Origin of the sequence: Kluyvera sp. EC_51 (genome assembly GCF_019584505.1) — a bacterium.
GTDB classification, from domain to species: domain Bacteria; phylum Pseudomonadota; class Gammaproteobacteria; order Enterobacterales; family Enterobacteriaceae; genus Kluyvera; species Kluyvera sichuanensis.
The window spans coordinates 1-19,448 of record NZ_VDAG01000001.1; the positions used below are offsets into that span (position 1 = coordinate 1).

The 19,448-nt window shown below is 50.3% G+C and carries 17 protein-coding genes, 2 tRNA genes and 2 pseudogenes; 15 read left to right on the top strand and 6 right to left on the bottom strand.

Going from position 1 to position 19,448, the window contains the following annotated elements:
* Positions 1 to 32: 32 nt before the first annotated feature.
* Together FHC49_RS00005 and dkgB are read left to right on the top strand one after the other, a co-directional pair.
* Positions 33 to 109 (top strand) — tRNA-Asp (locus tag FHC49_RS00005).
* 165 nt (positions 110 to 274) lie between these two features.
* Positions 275 to 1,078 carry a 2,5-didehydrogluconate reductase DkgB gene (gene dkgB, locus FHC49_RS00010; protein WP_220438185.1) on the top strand — a complete coding sequence of 268 codons (804 nt, stop codon included), beginning with the start codon at positions 275 to 277 and terminating at the stop codon, positions 1,076 to 1,078.
* 131 nt (positions 1,079 to 1,209) lie between these two features.
* On the opposite strand, the gene yafC is transcribed toward dkgB, so the two are convergent.
* Complete coding sequence (gene yafC, locus FHC49_RS00015; RefSeq protein ID WP_185669689.1) at positions 1,210 to 2,103, bottom strand: DNA-binding transcriptional regulator YafC; 894 nt, start codon at positions 2,101 to 2,103, stop codon at positions 1,210 to 1,212.
* 104 nt (positions 2,104 to 2,207) lie between these two features.
* On the opposite strand from yafC, the gene FHC49_RS00020 reads away from it, so the two are divergent.
* Positions 2,208 to 3,383: an MFS transporter gene (locus tag FHC49_RS00020; protein WP_220438186.1), complete on the top strand. Its 1,176-nt coding sequence runs from the start codon at positions 2,208 to 2,210 to the stop codon at positions 3,381 to 3,383.
* A gap of 141 nt (positions 3,384 to 3,524) precedes the next feature.
* Positions 3,525 to 4,319, top strand: coding sequence for an endonuclease/exonuclease/phosphatase family protein (locus FHC49_RS00025; RefSeq protein ID WP_185669687.1), 795 nt, complete (start codon positions 3,525 to 3,527; stop codon positions 4,317 to 4,319).
* Positions 4,320 to 4,377: 58 nt separating this feature from the next.
* On the opposite strand, the gene mltD is transcribed toward FHC49_RS00025, so the two are convergent.
* Together mltD and gloB are read right to left on the bottom strand one after the other, a co-directional pair.
* The gene (mltD, locus tag FHC49_RS00030) at positions 4,378 to 5,739 is read right to left on the bottom strand and encodes a murein transglycosylase D (RefSeq protein ID WP_185669686.1); all 1,362 of its coding nucleotides are present in this window, start codon (positions 5,737 to 5,739) and stop codon (positions 4,378 to 4,380) included.
* A 71-nt stretch (positions 5,740 to 5,810) separates the two neighbouring features.
* The gene (gene gloB / locus FHC49_RS00035) at positions 5,811 to 6,566 is read right to left on the bottom strand and encodes a hydroxyacylglutathione hydrolase (protein WP_185669685.1); all 756 of its coding nucleotides are present in this window, start codon (positions 6,564 to 6,566) and stop codon (positions 5,811 to 5,813) included.
* A gap of 33 nt (positions 6,567 to 6,599) precedes the next feature.
* Between gloB and FHC49_RS00040 the strand changes: the two genes are divergently transcribed.
* On the top strand, positions 6,600 to 7,322 hold the full coding sequence (locus FHC49_RS00040; RefSeq protein WP_220438187.1) for a class I SAM-dependent methyltransferase: 723 nt from the start codon (positions 6,600 to 6,602) through the stop codon (positions 7,320 to 7,322).
* Here the strand turns inward: FHC49_RS00040 and rnhA are convergent.
* Positions 7,319 to 7,896: pseudogene (gene rnhA / locus FHC49_RS00045) on the bottom strand (ribonuclease HI). The gene FHC49_RS00040 and the pseudogene rnhA sit on opposite strands and share 4 nt — an antisense overlap.
* On the opposite strand from rnhA, the gene dnaQ reads away from it, so the two are divergent.
* Positions 7,850 to 8,581 carry a DNA polymerase III subunit epsilon gene (gene dnaQ / locus FHC49_RS00050; RefSeq protein WP_220438188.1) on the top strand — a complete coding sequence of 244 codons (732 nt, stop codon included), beginning with the start codon at positions 7,850 to 7,852 and terminating at the stop codon, positions 8,579 to 8,581. The pseudogene rnhA and the gene dnaQ overlap by 47 nt on opposite strands.
* A 130-nt stretch (positions 8,582 to 8,711) precedes the next feature.
* Positions 8,712 to 8,788, top strand: a tRNA-Asp gene (locus FHC49_RS00055).
* Positions 8,789 to 8,847: 59 nt separating this feature from the next.
* Here FHC49_RS00055 and FHC49_RS00060 read toward each other — a convergent pair.
* Positions 8,848 to 9,729, bottom strand: coding sequence for a LysR family transcriptional regulator (locus tag FHC49_RS00060; protein ID WP_220438189.1), 882 nt, complete (start codon positions 9,727 to 9,729; stop codon positions 8,848 to 8,850).
* A gap of 103 nt (positions 9,730 to 9,832) precedes the next feature.
* Between FHC49_RS00060 and eamB the strand changes: the two genes are divergently transcribed.
* Positions 9,833 to 10,420, top strand: a complete 588-nt coding sequence (gene eamB / locus FHC49_RS00065; protein WP_220438190.1) for a cysteine/O-acetylserine transporter — start codon at positions 9,833 to 9,835, stop codon at positions 10,418 to 10,420.
* A 5-nt stretch (positions 10,421 to 10,425) separates the two neighbouring features.
* Here eamB and FHC49_RS00070 read toward each other — a convergent pair whose 3' ends face one another.
* Positions 10,426 to 11,196 (bottom strand): amidohydrolase, encoded by a 771-nt coding sequence (locus tag FHC49_RS00070; protein ID WP_220438191.1) that lies wholly within the window; start codon positions 11,194 to 11,196, stop codon positions 10,426 to 10,428.
* A 331-nt stretch (positions 11,197 to 11,527) separates the two neighbouring features.
* Between FHC49_RS00070 and FHC49_RS00075 the strand changes: the two genes are divergently transcribed.
* The 7 genes and pseudogenes from FHC49_RS00075 (at position 11,528) to FHC49_RS00100 (ending at position 19,420) form a co-directional block, all read left to right on the top strand.
* Entirely contained in the window at positions 11,528 to 11,803 is a 276-nt protein-coding gene (locus FHC49_RS00075) for a hypothetical protein (protein ID WP_220438192.1), read from the top strand.
* Positions 11,804 to 12,228: 425 nt separating this feature from the next.
* Positions 12,229 to 12,741: a hypothetical protein gene (locus FHC49_RS00080; protein WP_220438193.1), complete on the top strand. Its 513-nt coding sequence runs from the start codon at positions 12,229 to 12,231 to the stop codon at positions 12,739 to 12,741.
* Positions 12,742 to 14,476: 1,735 nt separating this feature from the next.
* Positions 14,477 to 14,713 (top strand): annotated as a pseudogene (locus FHC49_RS24535) (hypothetical protein); the annotation flags it as partial.
* 9 nt (positions 14,714 to 14,722) lie between these two features.
* Complete coding sequence (locus FHC49_RS00085) at positions 14,723 to 16,030, top strand: calcium-binding protein (protein WP_370631737.1); 1,308 nt, start codon at positions 14,723 to 14,725, stop codon at positions 16,028 to 16,030.
* A 57-nt stretch (positions 16,031 to 16,087) separates the two neighbouring features.
* Positions 16,088 to 16,939, top strand: a complete 852-nt coding sequence (locus tag FHC49_RS00090; protein WP_220438195.1) for an ABC transporter transmembrane domain-containing protein — start codon at positions 16,088 to 16,090, stop codon at positions 16,937 to 16,939.
* 280 nt (positions 16,940 to 17,219) lie between these two features.
* Positions 17,220 to 18,092 (top strand): ATP-binding cassette domain-containing protein, encoded by an 873-nt coding sequence (locus tag FHC49_RS00095; RefSeq protein WP_220438196.1) that lies wholly within the window; start codon positions 17,220 to 17,222, stop codon positions 18,090 to 18,092.
* A complete protein-coding gene (locus FHC49_RS00100; protein WP_220438197.1) occupies positions 18,089 to 19,420 on the top strand; it encodes an HlyD family type I secretion periplasmic adaptor subunit in 1,332 nt (443 codons plus the stop codon). The genes FHC49_RS00095 and FHC49_RS00100 overlap by 4 nt, the downstream gene beginning before the upstream one ends.
* Positions 19,421 to 19,448: the final 28 nt, after the last annotated feature.

Consider the following 19,448-nt stretch of genomic DNA (forward strand, 5'->3'; position numbering starts at 1 on the left):
GAATAATCCGGGTAGTGACAAAGAAATTCGGTGGAGCGGTAGTTCAGTCGGTTAGAATACCTGCCTGTCACGCAGGGGGTCGCGGGTTCGAGTCCCGTCCGTTCCGCCACTTATTAAGAGCCCTGAGCATAATTGCTCAGGGCTTTTTCTTTGCTTGTCGTTTAATTATTGCTGTTTTAGCAAAAATCCTCTGCGTTTCACGATCTTTTTCCCGATCCTCTCATTCGTCATAATGGTTTTCGTTAACCAATATTGATAAATAAAGAGGAAAATCATGACAATCCCTGCACTTGGCCTCGGCACTTTCCGCCTGAAAGATGATGTTGTTATCGCGTCCGTTAAAACCGCTCTTGAGCTGGGCTATCGCACTATCGACACCGCACAGATCTATGACAACGAAGCTGCTGTCGGTCAGGCCATTGCTGAAAGCGGTGTGGCACGTGATGAACTGTTCATCACTACCAAGATCTGGATCGAAAACCTGAGCAAAGACAAGCTGGTTGAAAGCCTCAAAGAGAGCCTGCAGAAGCTGCGCACCGATTACGTTGACCTGACGCTGATCCACTGGCCATCACCAAATGATGCCGTGGCGGTAGAAGAATTCATGGCTGCGCTGCTGGAAGCAAAACAGCAGGGCCTGACGCGTCAGATTGGTATTTCCAACTTCACTATTCCGCTGATGGAACGCGCTATTGCTGCCGTTGGCGTCGAAAATATTGCAACCAACCAGATTGAACTGTCACCGTATCTGCAGAACCGTAAGGTGGTGGATTGGGCAACAGAGCATGGTATTCACATCACTTCTTACATGACGCTGGCCTACGGTAAAGCACTGAAAGATGAAGTGATTGCTGAGATTGCGAAGAAACACAATGCGACGCCAGCGCAGGTTATTCTGGCCTGGGCAATGGGTGAAGGCTATGCGGTAATCCCATCTTCAACCAAGCGTGAAAACCTGGCGAGCAACCTGCTGGCGCTGGATCTGAAATTAGATGCTGACGACAAAAAAGCGATCGCTGCACTGGATTGCAACGACCGCCTGGTAAGCCCGGAAGGTCTGGCCCCAGAGTGGGACTAACTACGCGATAAACCCATTTGGGCTACAACCCTCAAGTAGCCCCAATGGATAATGTAACTCGTCCGGGCTGCAACCCTCTGGTAGCCCGGACGAGGCGTTTACGCCGACGCCGGGATCTCCCTATTGCCGCATTACCGATTGCTTTTCACATACTCGCTAAGAAAATCAATAAACGCCCTGATACGCGTACTCACCGCACGGTCGCTGTAGTACACCGCGCTAAACGGCATCTCTACCGGCAGCCGTTTATCGGCCAGCAGCTCAACAAATTCCCCGCTAGCAATCTCTTTATCCACCATATAGTCCGACAGACAGGCAATACCGTTACCGTGTAAACACAGCTGTTTAAGCGTCTCACCGCTGTTTGACGAAATACCACCGCTAATCTCCATAAACTGGCCGTCACAGCAGTAAACAGGCCAGGTATTCAGCGAGGATGGTTCCGTAAAGCCCAAACAAAGATGTTCTTTGAGGTCGACAACGTTCTCTGGCATCCCGTAGCGGGCAATATACTCCGGTGAGGCAATAATCTTCCGGTAGCTGCTAAACAGCGGACGGGCGCGCAGACTGGAATCCGTCAGGGTTCCAGCGCGGATCGCGACATCGACCTTACGCTCAATCAAATTGATAAAGGTTTCGGAGGAGACCAGCGAAAGCGTCATTTCCGGGTAACGTTCACGGAAGGGCTTCACCAGCGGCATCAGGAAGTGCAGCATCACCGGTGTGGCGGCATCCACGCGCAATAGGCCTCGCGGCGTGTTACGCGTATCCAGCAGCTCGTTCTCGGCCGCTGCCATCTCCTGCAACACAACCTGCATGCGGCGGAAATAACGCTCTCCCTCTTCGGTTAGGCTCAACTGACGCGTAGTGCGGTTAAGCAGGCTCACGCCGAGCTTTGATTCCAGTTTCTTCACTGCCCGGCTTACCGCCGAGTTGGCTTGCCCGAGTTGTTCAGCGGCACGGCTGAAGCTGCCGCTTTCCACTACCGCCACGAAAATGGCAATTTCTTCTGATGTCGCTCTCATTATTGCACCTGAAGCAAAATTCTATTGATATTTTGAATATTTTTGTTATTTAAACACCCCGGCATACTACGTGTCATCTTAATACTGATGATGTGGAGTAAATTATGCCGCTGGCGCTTCTAGCCTTAACGATCAGTGCCTTCGCAATTGGCACAACTGAATTTGTCATTGTTGGCCTGGTGCCGACGATTGCTGAACAACTCGCCATCTCTCTGCCTTCCGCAGGGATGCTGGTTTCTATTTATGCCCTGGGCGTTGCTATTGGCGCACCGGTGCTGACGGCGTTGACGGGTAAACTGCCGCGTAAACAGCTGCTTCTGGCGCTGATGGTACTGTTTACCATCGGTAACCTGCTAGCCTGGCAGGCACCAGGGTACGCCACGCTGGTTGTTGCACGTTTGCTGACCGGTCTGGCTCACGGCGTCTTCTTCTCCATTGGGTCGACGATTGCGACCAGTCTGGTGCCTAAAGAAAAGGCGGCATCAGCAATTGCCATTATGTTCGGCGGCCTGACCGTTGCACTGGTGACCGGTGTACCTATGGGGACATTTATCGGCCAGCACTTTGGCTGGCGGGAAACCTTCCTTGCCGTTTCTCTGCTCGGAGTGATTGCCCTGATTGCCAGTGCGGTACTGATCCCACGTAATATCCCAGGGCGTGCGCCTGCAAGCCTGGCAGATCAGGTGAAAGTACTGACTCACCCGCGTTTACTGATGATTTACGCCATTACGGCATTAGGTTATGGCGGCGTCTTTACGGCCTTTACCTTCCTGGCACCGATGATGCAGGATCTGGCCGGCTTTACACCGAACGCGGTGAGTTGGATCCTGCTGGGCTACGGCGTGGCGGTAGCGATTGGGAACATCTGGGGAGGTAAATTGGCGGATAAACACGGCGCAGTACCGGCACTGAAGTTTATCTTCGCGGCGCTGGCAGCACTGTTGCTGGTGTTCCAGTTCACGGCATCCATTCAGTACGCGGCGCTTGCCACTATCCTTGTGATGGGAGTCTTTGCCTTTGGCAACGTACCGGGTTTACAGGTTTATGTCGTGCAGAAAGCGGAGCAATACACTCCGGCCGCAGTAGACGTAGCCTCTGGTCTGAATATCGCCGCCTTTAACGTCGGGATTGCCATCGGTTCCGTGGTGGGTGGCCAGACGGTAGAGCATTATGGTCTGGCGCAAACGCCGTGGATTGGTGCGCTGATTGTTGTGGGGGCATTGCTGCTGACCGGCCTGAGTGGTCGCCTGGATAGGCCCGCACGTGTCGCGATGGGGTAAGGCTTAAGAGTAAGCGAGCGCTTACAGAAGTTCACGCAGCTTTATCACAAATAGCGTTGAAACCGTGGGCAAAAGCCCCTATAACAGAAGAACCTTCCTGGAATCAGGCGGGTTCTTTCGTTATTGAGGTTATAAAAGAAAGTGCGAAAAAATACCTACGCCATGCGCTATATTGCCGGACAGCCAGCGGAGCGAATTCTGCCTCCTCCCGGCGCTTATACCAGCATTAGCCAGGCACTCTCGGTGGGTAAGCCGTTAAGCACGGAAGAAAACATTCGCATCCTGGTGTGGAACATCTTTAAGCAGCAGCGGGCTGAGTGGCTATCGGTGCTAAATAAGTTCGGTAAAGATGCCCATCTGGTCCTATTACAGGAAGCGCAGACGACGCCAGAGCTGGTAAAGTTTGCAACTACTAACTATCTTGCCGCCGATCAGGTTCCCGCGTTTGCGCTGCCGCATCATCCCTCAGGCGTGATGACGCTGTCTGCTGCTCATCCCATTTACTGCTGCCCATTGCGCGAACGCGAGCCCATTCTGCGACTGGCCAAGTCGGCGTTAGTGACCGTTTACCCACTTCCTGACGCGCGCCTGCTGATGGTCGTCAACATTCATGCGGTTAACTTTAGCCTCGGCGTGGACGTCTATAGCAAGCAGTTGATGCCTATCGGTGAACAGATTGCCCAGCACAGTGGCCCGGTGATTATGGCAGGAGATTTCAACGCCTGGAGTCGCCCGCGTATGAATGCGCTATACCGGTTTGCTCGCGATATGTCGCTGCGCCCCGTTCGTTTTGATGATGACCAGCGCCGTCGCGCGTTTGGTCGTCCGTTAGATTTTGTATTCTACCGTGGGCTAAGCGTGACGGATGCCTCGGTTCTGGTCACTAAAGCTTCCGATCATAATCCGCTCATTGTGGAATTTAGCCCGGCAAAATAGGGCAGGGGAAATAAAAAAAGGCACCGGGGGAAACGGTGCCTTTTTTAATGGTTGCCTGTCAGGAATCAGGACGGTCGTTGTTTTTCACAAACAACGTTAGCTGATCGCCCGGCTGCAGATTGTCAGTATCGCGGTTCCAGCGCATCACATCTTTGATGTTCACGCCGTGGCGCTTGGCAATGCTCGAGAGCGAATCACCTTTGCGTACGCGGTACGTAATACTGCTGTTATCGGCAAGACGCGCAGCGCTGCTGCCCGCACCCACCGTTAAGCTCTGACCGACTTTCAGATTGCTGCCACGCAGGTTATTCCACTGCTGTAGATCTTTCGCGTTCACGCCTAAACGTGAAGCAATACCTGACAGCGTGTCGCCTGAGCGTACCTTATAGCTACGGCTGGTCATCGGCGTGTTGTCAGCAACCAGCGTGGGCTGGAGGTCGGCAATCTCACCGGAGGCCAGGGATTCACGCAGCTGATCCGCATGCTTCTGTGGCACCATCACGTACTTCGGGCCGCTTGCACCGAGCGTAGAGCCTTTGACGCCCGCATTAAAGGTCTTCAGCTTGCTGACGGGCATACCTGCCATATCGGCCAGCTGTGAGATCTCTACCGGACTATCAACGCGTACGCGTGCCAGTGCACGACTTTCATCTGCGGTAGGCAGACGAACACCATAGCGTTTGCTGTTTTTGAGGATGTCGCTCAAAGCCAGCATCTTCGGTACGTATAATTTCGTTTCCTGAGGCAACGGCAGTGACCAGAAGTCGGTGGGTTTACCACGGGCCTTGTTCACCTTCATTGCTTTCATTACACGGCCTTCGCCGCTGTTATACGCCGCCACGGTTAATAACCAGTCGCCGTCGAACATTTTGTTCAGGCGCTGCATCATATCCAGTGCTGCCGTTGTGGAAGCAACGACGTCACGACGTGCGTCATAACTGCGGGTCTGTTTCAGACCGTAATTTCGCCCTGTGCTCGGAATGATCTGCCAAATGCCTGCGGCATTGGCACCAGACGTTGCGTGCGGGTCAAAAGCGCTCTCCACTATGGGTAGTAATACCAGTTCCATTGGCATGTTACGTTTCTTAACTTGCCCGGCTATCCAGTACATATACGGCTCTGCCCGTAAAGTTACATCGTGGAGATAGCTCTTATTTCGTAAGTACTTCTGTTTCTGTTCGCGAACCCGGGCGTTATCCGGGATTCCCATCTTTAGCTCGTCGCCAATGTAAGCCCACAAATCCTGGTTCTGCATGTCGAATGTCCCATCGTCCATCCAACGTGCCTGATTTGCGAACTTACCTGCTTCCCCTTGACTAGCCGCAGAAAGGCTCTGTGCGTGCTGTTGGACGTTACCCTGCTGTGAAGCCTGGCAACCCACGAGCAGGACAGAGGCGAGTAATATCGCTTTTGCCTTCATGTGTGTGTCAATAGTTGCTTAAAAGACGACCGATGATAACGACGAACTTTCGAAAACGCAACCCGGAAGTATCAGAAGTTATCTTTCTTTGCCCGTAACCAGGCAAAACGCTGCTCAGATTGTAGCAACTTTGTTTCTTTCTCTATTTCGTTAATTAAATCAATATCATCCGTTCTTAAAAAGAGATTAATCTGGCGCTCTTTTTTCAGAGTTGTGGGGAGTGTAATTTGTTTTTTCGCACGTAACTCCTTCACTTCTCGATAGTATTCGTTAATGAACAAATCATGCGGTAAAACGCTCAGCGCGAAGGTCATATTGGAGAGCGTGTACTCATGGGCGCAACAAATCAGCGTCTCTTCGGGCAGCATGTTAATTCTCTGCAACGACCGATACATCTGGGTTGGCGTGCCTTCAAAAAGACGCCCGCAGCCCCCGGAAAACAGGGTATCACCGGAAAAAAGCCACGGGGCGCTATAGAAACAGACATGTCCTAAAGTGTGGCCCGGCGTGGCGAAAACGTGAAAATCCTGGTTGAGGATGTGAATACAGTCGCCGTCGGCCACTATTTTTGTTGCCCCTTTGTTGTGAGTCTCTTCAGGGCCATAAACAGTAATATTCGGATAAGACTTAACGAGATCGCCGACGCCGCCGACATGATCGTTATGATGATGCGTTAACAGGATCGCCTCGGGATGCCAGTTATTCGTTTTGATCGCTTCAAGTACCGGCACGGCATCGCCCGGATCGACGATCAAACAACGGCCCGTTTCATCATTAAGAACCCAGATGTAGTTGTCCTGAAAGGCCGGAATACTGTTAAGATTCATTTGTTACCTCTTAAACGCGTAGGGAAGGTTGTGATGAAACCGGCAAGGATACCTCAAACAGTCTCAGCGCCTGTCTCGTGGGCGCAAATGCCCTGGGGTGAATATTATCGCGAGGCTATCGATCGTCAACTGAAACCCTGGTTGGGCAAGCTGTACGGTTTTCACCTGCTTAAGGTGGGAAACCTCAGCGCAGAGATCAACACCGAAGCCTGCGCGATCTCTCATCAGGTCAATGTTTCGCTGGAAGGCAACCCGATGCAGGTGAAAGCTGACCCTCTGCATTTGCCGTTTGCGGAGAAATCTGTGGATGCCTGCCTGCTGTCGCACACGCTGCCCTGGTGCAGCGATCCCCATCGCCTGTTGCGTGAAGCTGACCGCGTGCTCATCGATGATGGCTGGTTGATTATTACCAGTTTTAACCCAGTGAGCCTGATGGGGCTGCGTAAACTGGTTCCGGTGCTGCGAAAATCGACGCCCTACAACAGCCGGATGTTTACCCTGATGCGTCAACTGGATTGGCTTGCGCTACTGAATTTTGAAGTGATGCATCAAAGCCGGTTCCAGGTACTTCCCTGGGCAAAGCAGGGCGGGGCGTTGCTTAGCACGCATTTACCTGCGTTGGGGTGCCTGCAGGTGATCGTAGCGCGCAAGCGGACGATTCCGCTTACGCTTAACCCGATGCGGCAGAATAAAGCCAAAAACCGCATTCAGCAGGCCGTAGGCGCGACGTGGCAGTATCGTAAACCGGACGCTTAAGCCTCCGGCTGATATCCAACATCATCGTGCGTGGGTGAGTTGGCTGCCGTGCGCGCCAACTCGTCGCAGCGTTCGTTTTCTGGGTGGCCGGCGTGGCCTTTAACCCACTCCCAGCGAATTTCATGTTTGCCGAGGGCCGTGTCCAGCCGCTTCCAGAGATCGACGTTTTTCACCGGCTTTTTATCCGCCGTTTTCCAGCCGCGTTTTTTCCAGTTGTGGATCCACTGGGTGATGCCCTGGCGAACATACTGGCTGTCGGTGCTCAGCACCACGGTGCATGGCTCTTTCAGCGCTTCAAGCGCCACGATGGCCGCCATCATTTCCATGCGGTTATTGGTGGTCAGACGGTAGCCTTCGCTGAAGGTTTTCTCCCGCTGCTGGTAGCGTAGAATGGCGCCATAACCACCTGGACCTGGGTTACCGAGGCAAGAGCCATCGGTGAAAATTTCTACCTGTTTAAGCATCTCTGGTAGACTTCCTGTATCTGCAATCAAAGTTAAACGGCAAGTCTGACATAAATGACTGATATGAGCACTGCAATTACACGACAGATCGTTCTGGATACCGAAACCACCGGTATGAACCAGATCGGTGCCCACTATGAAGGCCACAAGATCATCGAGATCGGTGCCGTCGAGGTGATAAACCGTCGTTTAACCGGCAACAACTTCCACGTTTACCTCAAACCCGATCGGCTGGTGGATCCTGAAGCCTTCGGCGTTCACGGTATCGCCGATGAGTTTTTGCTGGATAAACCAACCTTTGCCGACGTGGCCGATGAGTTTATGGACTACATCCGCGGCGCGGAACTGGTCATCCATAACGCCTCGTTCGATATCGGCTTTATGGACTATGAGTTTAGTAAGCTCAACCGCGGTATTCCAAAAACCAATACCTTCTGCAAAGTGACCGATAGCCTGGCGCTGGCGAGGAAGATGTTCCCCGGCAAGCGTAACAGCCTCGATGCGCTCTGCTCACGTTATGAAATAGACAACACCAAGCGTACGCTGCACGGCGCACTGCTCGATGCCCAGATTCTGGCAGACGTCTATCTGACCATGACCGGCGGGCAGACCTCGATTAAATTTGCGATGGAAGGCGAAGCGCAGCAGCAGGCGGGAGATGCCGGTATTCAGCGTATTGTACGTGCGGCAAGTAAGTTACGCGTGGTTTATGCCACTGATGAAGAGCTGGCAAATCATGAATCGCGCCTCGACCTGGTGCAGAAAAAAGGTGGAAGCTGCCTCTGGCGGTCGTAAAACGGCTGTTTTTGCTGGGAAAATAAGCGCGTGGGCGATTTTTGCAGCAAACGATTCAAAACCAGAGAAAAAGCGTTGACGGTTTGCTGGGGAATCCGTAATATTCGCCTCGTTCCCAAGGGAACACAGCGGAGCGGTAGTTCAGTCGGTTAGAATACCTGCCTGTCACGCAGGGGGTCGCGGGTTCGAGTCCCGTCCGTTCCGCCACTTTCAGAAAGCCCGAATCAGCAATGATTCGGGCTTTCGTCATTTCCAGCCCCTCACTTTTATTTCTTCCCCAGCATTTCCACCATACACTCCATAAACACCTGCATAGCAGGGCTAACGGCTTTTCCGGCATGATGCGCGCAAAGGGCGTCTATCTTCATCGGTGTTGGGCTAAACGGAAGTTCCTGAAGTTCACCGCTTGCCAGTTCGCGCTCGACGGTGAAACGCGGTAGAAACGACACGCCAAGATTCCCCGCCACGCACTGTTTAATGCTCTCAATACTCCACAGCTCAATGGTATTTCCCATGGTGATCGCCCGCTGGCGCAGCGTACTTTCAAAGATCTGCCGAAAAATACATTGAGGCTCGTTAATCACAAAGCTCACCGGAATGTGCTGATCCTGACGAGTGAAGTCGTAGCCATGAAATTCGGGGGATGCCACCAGTACCAGCGGTTGCTCGCCAAAATGGCGCATCGTTAAGGCCCGATCGTTCCCAACCTGATAAAAGACCCCGAGGTCAACCTTATCGTCCAGCAGCGCATCACGAATGACGTAGCAGTTCAGCGATTGCAGCGACAGTTTCACCTGCGGCGCCCGCTGCTTAAAGCGCTGCAGCACCTGCGGCATTTTATAGGCCAGCAGCGTTTCGCCCGTCGCCACGCGCAGTTCACCCGTCGGCTCGGTGTCCTGATGGGCCGCCTGGCGAATAGAGGAGATAACGTTGGTCAGCTCATAAACGTGCGGCAGGATGTTTTTCCCGGCAGTGGTCAGGCACATCCGACGACCAATTTTCTCAAATAGCTGCATCGACAGCTCTTGTTCAAGCTGCTGAATATGAAAGGTAACGGTCGACTGGGTACAGCAGAGTTTTTGCGACGCGCGGAGAAATGAACCTTCCTCCACCACGGTTTTCAGCGTAATAAAGCGGCGTAAATCCATCGTGACCTCATATATCGACAAATTCGAATTCTTAATTAGAAAATATTCATTTTTTTAAATAATTGGCTTCGGGTACTGTCAGGCAAAACTAAGGAGATAACAAGTGACTTCAACCCTGATAAGTGCCTTTTTTACCTATACCCTGATCACCGCGCTGACCCCCGGACCGAACAATATTCTGGCGCTTAATGCCGTCACTACTCACGGATTCCGCCAGAGTTCACGCGTGCTGGCAGGAATGGGGGCGGGCTTTTTAGCCATTATGCTGCTGTGCGCGGGGGTGACCTTTTCGCTGGTCAGGCTCGACCCGGCGATGACGCACTGGCTGAGCATTATCGGTGCCGCGTATATCGTCTGGCTTGCCTGGCGCATCGCCATGAGCGCCCCTGGCGGTAGTGATGCCAGCCAGCCGCCGGTCAGCTTCTGGGCCGGTTGCGGCCTGCAGTTTGTGAATGTAAAAATTATGCTTTACGGCATTACGGCGCTATCGACCTTTGTTCTGCCCTATACGCGAGAGTGGCACTGGGTTGTAGGAGTGAGTATTTTACTGGCGGCGATCGGGGTCTTTGGTAATGTCTGCTGGGCGTTGGCGGGGCATCTTTTTCAGCGGGTTTTTCAACGTTATGGCCGCCAGCTTAACTGGGTGCTGGCGGCATTATTGATTTACTGCGCGGTGCGGATGTTTATCTAAGGTTATCACCCTAGTGCAAAAGGATCGGCATCCTGCCATGCCGGAAACTTCTCGCGATATTCCTGCAGCGCAGTGAGTGAAAGTTCACCGTCGATGCGTGTAGCCTGATGCGGTTCGGCGGTGGCTAGAATCTCACCCTGCGGGGTGATAATCCGGCTGTCACCACGGTAGTGATGGCCGTTGCCATCGGTGCCGACGCGGTTGCATCCCACCACATAAGCCTGATTCTCTATCGCCCGCGCCGTCAACAGCGCCTGCCAGTGCAAAGAGCGTGGCGCAGGCCAGTTGGCGACATACAGCGCCAGATCGTAGTCGTTACGGTTACGCGACCACACCGGGAAACGCAGGTCGTAGCATACCAGCGGCAGAATACGCCAGCCACGCCACGTCAACACCACGCGCTTATCGCCAGCAATATAGTGCTGATGTTCATTCGCCATGCGGAACAGATGGCGTTTATCGTAGCGATGCACACGGCCTTCCGGCTCGACGAGCAGAAAACGGTTTACCGCCCCAACGCCCGTCTGCAGCGCCGCGCTGCCGGCAACCAGCGCATTGGTGCGCGCTGCCTGCTCCTGCATCCAGGACACGACCTCGTCTTCTGACAACGACTGTTCAGCGGCTTCCATGGCAAAGCCAGTGGTAAACATTTCCGGCAGGACTATCACGTCACGCCCGGTAATACCTTCCATCTGCCGGGTAAAGTGGCGAAGGTTTGCGGGGCCGTCCATCCACACAAGTGGCTGTTGTAGCAAAGTGATTTTTAACGCAGGCACGACCATGCTCCTCGTTGAACTGTGTTTTTACACTGTAGCACGGCTGGTGGGGCTGAAGGAGGGGGATGTCAGGTATGAATAATAAAAATTATATTTACGTTGGGTTAATATATTTTTATTTTATTGCTAGTGGATATGTTTTTTATTCTGTAATTCGTAATATGTATATATTTATTGTTGTTGCATATTTACTGATGGTGTGACACTGTACTTTTACAGTGCCTATTATTTTATCAAGTGTGAGTTTTTATATTGATTCAATGAATTTGGGGTAGGGTGGATAATAATAATTTCGATGAAGCAGAGGTTTGCTATGAATGGTTTGCATCTGATGAATATGTCTTTTATAAAATATATACTTTTATGTCTTGTGCTGATGGTTTCTTTGGTTTTTATTGCTGGCATGAATATCTCTGGTGTTTCATCTGAAATATATTTCGCATATTCAAACGAGGAATGTAAATGGTATGGACACTCTACATTAGATGCTAAATCTCCCAGAGGGATTTTTTCTTATAGTGATATCTTAATTCATGGTTATGATAACTGGCGTAAGTTACCATTACAATCTTTTGTTATGGTTATGGCAAACCCTAATTTTGGTTAGGTATTCATTTATGCCAAGAAGAAAATTATATTGAGTGATGGGATTTCAGTTGATTAACTTATACCATTCTTTGAATGAATGTGTGAAATTATTGAGTTTGAAAAATTAAATTGAAGTATATTTATATGCCATATGGAGCAGCATACTTTAGAATATGAAATTAAGTTATCAATACGATCTAATTAGATCGGGAGTTTTTATGAATATTGATTACGGAGCGATGGTTTGATGTTAACTTTTCTGCGTTTAATTTAAAAAGAAAGGTAATCTACTTGATGCCTACAGAGTTTCATTCTGGTTTTGATGGTCTTTAATATTATATGATTGCTATTTAATATAGCTAGTGAGACTGAGTAATAATGTCATGTGGTATTTTTTGATGAGCGGGAAATGACGTTTATGCATGGTGATTAATTGGTGGTGGTATGTTTAAAAAAATAAGGGTTGTTTTTGTTTTCACGATTTTAGTTCTTGCTATATATTTTGTTGTTATTCATTTGATTGTTTACGGCCGTAACTATGATGCTGTCATTACAAACTTTAACATTATTCTGAATAAACCACGCTGCATTGGTTCATTTCTAACTAGTGATGGGTTGAAAGCTAAATATTCATCCGAAATATACAAGTGGATTTATGCTAACAAAATTGATCCAGCAACGTACTCTGGCACTAAAGGGAAAAGTCGCTCTGTTCCTGATTCTATATGGAAGGGCTTGTTTTCCAAGGGTATGGATGCTAAGGCTATAAACTTAAGATTAAGTTGTGAGTTTATTATGGAACATGCAAACGATCCATTTAATATACATTATTATTATAAATACAAAAGGAGTTCATTATTTTTTGGAGGCATTGGTGATAGAAAAATTGAAGTTTTTATAAAAATTAATAATGGTGAGGTATCAATGGTTTATTCCCGGGTGTATTGGGGGTATTGAATTTATTAATATGGAGTGTAACTGTTATGCTGGAAAGTTTTGAAAGAATTGAGGTTGGTTATAAAAAAATAGGACTGAATTATTACCATAAATATATTGTGTACGTGAACTCAAAAGGTGAGCGTTTTGCCGCAAGAGGTGGGCCGAAGCACGATAATGAAGATGGCTATGGTAATCTAATAACTAGTAGTGAAGTGTATGATGAGAACCATGATGATTATGACGAAAAACGTACTAATCACTATGAGACTATTATTGAGGGAGATGATCTTTCTGATTTTTGGAATAGTATTAAAGCTGCTATGGAAGAGTTGAATGATAGTAAATTATATAAACCTCTAGACTACAACTCTAATTCTGCTGTTGATTTATCCCTTTGTGCCGCGGGGCTTAACTTACCTCAGGATGATGGTTTATGGGGCTATTGGGCTCCCGCCTCATTAGATGATGGCGAATGTAGTCCGTTACCAATGAATATGCCATTGGGAATTATCGATGATGGTTTATTAGGCCCAGATATGGCCACCCCTGAAAAAACCACCAGTCCTATCATTCTCGACCTTGATGGCGATGGTATCGAAACCCGTAGTTTACAAGATGGTATTTTCTTCGATCACGATGGCAATCAGTTTGCGGAAAACACGGGGTGGGTAGGCGCTGATGATGGCCTTTTAGTACTGGACCGCAATAACAATGGCGAAATAGATACTGGTCAAGAATTGTTTGGTAGCAATACGCGACTAAATGATGGTTCGCTGGCGAAAAATGGCTACGCGGCGTTACAGGAACTGGACAGTAATCAGGACGGTATAATTAATCAAGATGACGAGGCCTGGCAGCAACTCCAGGTCTGGCAGGATCGTAATGGTAATGCTTCAGTGGATGAAGGTGAGTTACTTTCTCTTGAAGAGGCGGGGATAGCCGCCATTAATACAGGGTACAAAAACTCAAATCTCGTTGACCAACAGGGTAATGCACATAAACAAACGGGCACGGTTATCATGCAGGATGGTACCATTAATCAATCTGCTGATGTCTGGTTCGCTGCTAATATGGGGAATACCCGATATATCTCTGATGTAGATATTCCTCGTAATATTCGCCAACTGCCTTATATTCGCGGTTTTGGCAACATGGCAGATCTACATGTTGCAATGAGTGAAAATGCTGAATTACGTGCCTTAATCGAGCGATTTAGTGCCGATCCTCTAAGTCCTGATGTTGATTCATTATTACAGGATATTATCTTTACCTGGGCAGATGTGAATGATATCGCATCCGATAGTCGCGGTGACTATATTGATGCACGCTACCTGGCGGTACTGGAGGTGGCGACGGGAGATAATTATCAGAACATTACGAATGGTACTGTTGATCCTCTACGAAATGCAGGCGCTCTCCTGAATAAAGAATACGCTAAGTTTGCAGATTATATTCAGGCTAGTTTGCTGGCACAGACAGTCTACCGTGAAGATTTTTCTCATATTGGTTTGCAAATTAATACTGAATCCAACGGTTTTACCTTAAATTTTGAGGCTTTTGAAGCCCATCTGAATACATTAAAACAAACAGATTTTCGACGCTATTTGTTGGTCAGTAATGTCTTTTATGACCAGTTGGCATATATGCCTGCCTTTGCCGATGAGCGAGAACGTCTGGGAATGGCAGGGGACAGAATATTTTTCGGAGGGGACGGCGTTGATGCTCTGAAAGGCAATAAAACGAATGATTATTTATGGGGGGGGCGGGTAACGATACGCTGGATGGCGGATCTGGAAGTGACACTTATCTATTCAATGTCGGAGATGGGCAGGACACCATTAAAGAGGATGATACCGACAGCGATACTCTACGTTTTGGTGAAGGACTGCTGGCTGAAAATGCCCTTGTTATACGCAATGGAGGCGATCTAGTCATTAGTTTTGTAGGGATAGGCGATCGGGTAACCCTCAAGAATTATGCCTCATCAGACCATTACCGTGTGGAGAACATTATCTTTGCTGATGGCACCATCTGGGATGTTGCCACGATAAAAGCAATGCTGTTTGCAGGTACAGACGAGGAACAGACGCTGGTCGCTTTCAGTGATGGAACCGAAATCCACGGGCTGGGCGGTAACGATATTCTTCAGGGGCGGGAAGGCCACGACAGGCTATTCGGCGATGAGGGTAATGATACGCTGACCGGCAGCAGTGGGAATGACGAACTGTATGGTGGAATGGGAAATGATGTACTGGATGGTGGTACCGGGCATGATGTGCTGCAAGGCGGTGCGGGGAACGATACGCTGAAAGATGTATCCGGCAGTGACACCTACCTGTTCAATGCCGGAGACGGGCAGGACACCATTATAGAAAGTGATATCTTCAGCGATACTCTGCGTTTTGGTGAAGGACTGCTGGCTGAAAATGCCCTCATCAGACGCGATGGGAACGATTTGGTGATCGGTTTCGTCGGAAGTGATGATCGGGTAACGATCGCGGGTTATGCCTCAACTATCTATCGTCAGGTAGAAAATATCATCTTTGCGGACGGCACCACCTGGGATGTCGCCACGATAAAGGCGATGCTGACAGCGGGGAATGACGAGACGCAGACTCTGGTCGCTTTCAGTGAAGGAACCGAAATCCACGGGCTGGGCGGTAACGATATTCTTCAGGGGCGGGAAGGCTGCGACAGACTATTCGGCGATGAGGGTAATGATACGCTGACCGGCAGCAGTGAGGATGATGAATTGTACGGTGGTGCGGGTAACGATACGCTGGATGGGGGGAGCTGGAATGATGTTCTGGCTGGTGGTTGCGGTAACGATACCCTCATCGGAGGGACCGGCAATGATACCTATCTATTCAATGCCGGCGACGGGCAAGACACTATTACCGAAGGCAACAGCAATGGTGGTAGTAGCGATACTTTGCTTTTTGGCGCAGCAATACAAGCAGACAGCGTCATCATCCAGCGGAGTGGAAACGATTTGCTGATCGGATTTTCCGGAAGCGACGATCGCGTCACGATCAAAAGTTATTTCTCCTCATCAAGATTCCGTGTCGAACATATCACCTTTGCCGACGGCACCGATTGGCAGCCAGAGGATATTCTTAACCACCTTGAAGATGGTATCCAGCTTCCGTTAGCGGCACCCGCTGAGGCGCCAGTATCAATTCAGCAAATGCGTGAACTGATGGCGACCTTCTCTGGGGGAGATGAGGGCAGTGAAGATAGCGTTGGTGATGCAACGCCGGTGCTGAGTACCTCTCGCACGACGGTGCGTTCGCTAATGTGTGCATAATCGGAATTGCCCGCATGTGTGGGCAATAGTTTTCTCACTGGGATGTGAATTATTGTTATGGCTGTTACCCATCAGGATGTATGGCGTGGTTTTGCAACAATTGCTCGCTATTATGGTATCGCGGTTAATATTCCTGCCCTGCAGGAGCAGTTTGCCACCGATGAACTTCATGAAATTTCCGTCCAGTTTGTGCGGGCCGTTCGCCAGACGGGGCTAAAATGCCGCCATTTCCGACGGTTTCAGGTAAAAGGGAAAATCGTCTTACCCGCCCTGGTTGAACTGCCCGATATCGGCCATGTGATACTACTGGCTGTGCGAGGAGACGAGTGGCTTATTCAACGAGATGGCGCTTCCTCCGAATCATTTATCCCTGAGCCAAACGTCCGATATTCAGGATTTCTGTTTGCCCGCCGTTTTTCGCTGGAACGACTGAGTTCAGAGTTTAATTTACGTTGGTTTGCGGACGCTTTCTGGCGCTATAAAAAACTGATAGGCGAAGTTCTGCTGGCCTCTTTTTTTATTCAGTTGCTTGCATTAGTGACCCCGCTGTTTTTCCAGGTGGTGGTCGATAAAGTATTGACCCACCAAAGTTTAACCACCCTGGATGTCTTAGCGCTTGGTATGCTCTTTGTTTCGCTATTTGATGTCATTCTTGATGGGCTGCGTTCTTACCAATTGGCCCATACCTCGCAGCGTATTGACGCCACGCTCAGCTCGCTACTCTATCGCCACCTACTGGCGCTACCTCTGAACTGGTTTTTACAGCGCCAGACCGGCGTTATCGTGGCCCGCGTCCACGAATTGAAAACGGTTCGTGAATTTCTGACCGGTAGCGCCATGACGCTATGTCTGGACCTTTTGTTTACGCTGGTTTTTTTTCGGTCATGGCGTTTTACAGCTTGCCGTTAACGCTTATCGTTATTACCTCGCTGATCCCTTACATCCTCCTCTCCGCCTTTATCACCCCGGTTCTGCGTAAACGGCTGGATGTGACCTGCTCCCCGTTGATTAGTACACCCCGATGTTAGTAATGTCTTCATAAGCCACATGAGGACATCCCCATGAAGAAGCGTTTTTCCGACGAACAGATCATCAGTATTCTCCGCTGAATTATCAGACACCGTCTGAATTTGCAGCGGGCTGGAGAAAGGGTCATTCTGAGAATGAAGATTCCGACGTTACTAACTGAGTGTTGTATCTAATCGTGGGGGCAGGTCAGCAGCTGTGGCAGGATTTTCAACAGGTCTCCATTTCCGTCAAAAGGCTGGGAGATATCCTCAATGTTCCCACCGAGCATCAGGAAAATAGTACCTCTCTGGCGGAGATTAAAGGGGCGGTGAAATTAGCCAACGTCTCTTTCGCCTGGCAGCCAGGCGATGCCCCGGTGATTGATAGCGTGACGTTATCCGTTCGGCCCGGAGAAATTATTGGCATTGCCGGGCGTTCGGGGTCGGGAAAGAGTACGTTGACGCGCTTAATTCAACGGCTATGCACGCCGGGGGCGGGCCAGCTTTTTATTGATGGGATTGATATTGCTCAGGCCGATCCGCACTGGCTTCGTCGGCAGATTGGCGTGGTTCTCCAGGAAACGCAGCTCTTTAGCGGCTCGATTCGCGACAATATCGCGCTGGCCATGCCAGAAGCGCCGCTTGAAGAGGTGATGAAGGCGGCGATGCTGGCTGGGGCGCATGATTTTATCAGTGAATTCCCGCTAGGCTACGACACCCCGGTGGGCGAAGCCGGTAGCCGTTTGTCCGGGGGGCAAAAACAACGCCTCGGCATTGCCAGGGCGCTGATGTCCAATCCGCGGATCCTGATTTTTGATGAGGCAACCAGCGCGCTTGATTACGAATCTGAACATATTATTCAACGCAATATGGCGGAAATATGCCACAGCAGAACGGTCTTTATTATTGCCCACCGTCTCTCCGCCTTACGCCCGGCCGACCGCATTATCGTGATGGAAAAAGGGAAAATAGCCGAGCAGGGCACCCATCAGCATTTGCTATCATCGAAAGGACTCTATGCCCGGCTGCATGAGCTGCAGGAGGCTGCGGTATGAATACGCAAAAGTATCGTGAATTCCTGCCTGCGATTCTGGAAATTCAGGAGACGCCGCCGTCGCCCGTTGGCCGTATTATTTTGTGGGTCATTATGGCGCTGCTGGTGGTCGCCATTGTATGGGCCGCCTGCAGCAATATCGATATTGTCGCCGTCACCAGGGGAAAGGTGGTGGTCAGCGAATTATCCCGCCCCGTGAGCAGCGCCGTTTTGGCCGAAATTGAAAGCGTCCTTGTGCATGATGGTATGCACGTGGAGAAAGGGCAGGTCCTCATTCGCTTAAATAGCCACGCGCTGGATGCCCGAATGGGTGAAGTGACTTTGCGCCAGAAGATTAACCGCTTTCACATTGCCCGCTTAACGCTGCTGCGTGAACACCTTCAGGAGCATAACGCCGCAACAACGCTCCCGAAGACACTGTTTCAAGAGGATATGCTGTTAGCGCAGCAGCTTTCCGCTCGCCTTGCCGTTGAGATTGAAAACGATCGCCAGGAGAAGGCCGTGCTGCGAGACAGAATGGCAGTGCTCAAAGCGCAGAAAAAAAGCTACCAAACGCAGAAATCTCAGTCTGAACGGCTTTTACCTATCTATCGGGAGCAGTACAACGCGCTGGTTACGCTGCATCAAAAACAGCTTACCAGCCGGGATAGCATGCTGGAGATGCAAAAGCAGTTTACCCAGGCACGCTACGATCTGGAGAGCGCTACCGCCAAACTGGTTGAGATGGATGTTAGCTATCAACAGGCGGAAACCGAATATCGCGCCAGCGTGGTGGCGAAAGTGCAGCAGGCGGAGCAGGATCTTTCTGATAAGCAGCATGAAAACCGAGTACTGGAAAAACAGCAACAGGACCTCGAAGCGCAAATAGCTCAGTATACGCTGCGAGCGCCGGTGGCTGGCGTTGTTGATGCGCTGATGTTCCGCGACGCCGGTGCGGCGGTGGATGCACCGCAGGAGCTACTGCGTATCGTGCCCGACAATGAAACGCTGCGCGCCGAGGTGGCCGTCAGCAACAGCGATGTCGGTTTTCTGCACCGCGGCCAGTCGGTGACGGTCAAAATAGATACGTTTGATTTTACTCGTTATGGCTGGGTGTCCGGGCGTGTTAATCGAATATCGGCAGATGCGACGGAAGATAAAGATCTCGGGTTAATTTATAAGGCGATTATCGATCTGGATAAAAATTCCCTGCCCGTGGATGGCAAGACGATCATGCTGGAACCGGGAATGCAGGTAACGGCGGAAATCACCACCGGGAAGCGGACGCTGCTGAGCTATTTGCTGAGCCCCGTTACCGAGGCGCTTGATGGGGTGGGGAAACAGCGCTAATAAAAAAGCCGGATACGTGGAAGGTATC

What these genes read in the sequence shown, in the direction of transcription:
- dkgB (WP_220438185.1), top strand. Translation starts at nt 275, where the DNA reads ATGACAATCCCTGCACTTGGCCTCGGCACTTTCCGCCTGAAAGATGAT.
- yafC (WP_185669689.1), bottom strand. Translation starts at nt 2,103, where the DNA reads ATGAGAGCGACATCAGAAGAAATTGCCATTTTCGTGGCGGTAGTGGAA.
- FHC49_RS00020 (WP_220438186.1), top strand. Translation starts at nt 2,208, where the DNA reads ATGCCGCTGGCGCTTCTAGCCTTAACGATCAGTGCCTTCGCAATTGGC.
- mltD (WP_185669686.1), bottom strand. Translation starts at nt 5,739, where the DNA reads ATGAAGGCAAAAGCGATATTACTCGCCTCTGTCCTGCTCGTGGGTTGC.
- gloB (WP_185669685.1), bottom strand. Translation starts at nt 6,566, where the DNA reads ATGAATCTTAACAGTATTCCGGCCTTTCAGGACAACTACATCTGGGTT.
- FHC49_RS00040 (WP_220438187.1), top strand. Translation starts at nt 6,600, where the DNA reads ATGAAACCGGCAAGGATACCTCAAACAGTCTCAGCGCCTGTCTCGTGG.
- dnaQ (WP_220438188.1), top strand. Translation starts at nt 7,850, where the DNA reads ATGAGCACTGCAATTACACGACAGATCGTTCTGGATACCGAAACCACC.
- FHC49_RS00060 (WP_220438189.1), bottom strand. Translation starts at nt 9,729, where the DNA reads ATGGATTTACGCCGCTTTATTACGCTGAAAACCGTGGTGGAGGAAGGT.
- FHC49_RS00075 (WP_220438192.1), top strand. Translation starts at nt 11,528, where the DNA reads ATGAATATGTCTTTTATAAAATATATACTTTTATGTCTTGTGCTGATG.
- FHC49_RS00080 (WP_220438193.1), top strand. Translation starts at nt 12,229, where the DNA reads ATGTTTAAAAAAATAAGGGTTGTTTTTGTTTTCACGATTTTAGTTCTT.
- FHC49_RS00090 (WP_220438195.1), top strand. Translation starts at nt 16,088, where the DNA reads ATGGCTGTTACCCATCAGGATGTATGGCGTGGTTTTGCAACAATTGCT.
- FHC49_RS00100 (WP_220438197.1), top strand. Translation starts at nt 18,089, where the DNA reads ATGAATACGCAAAAGTATCGTGAATTCCTGCCTGCGATTCTGGAAATT.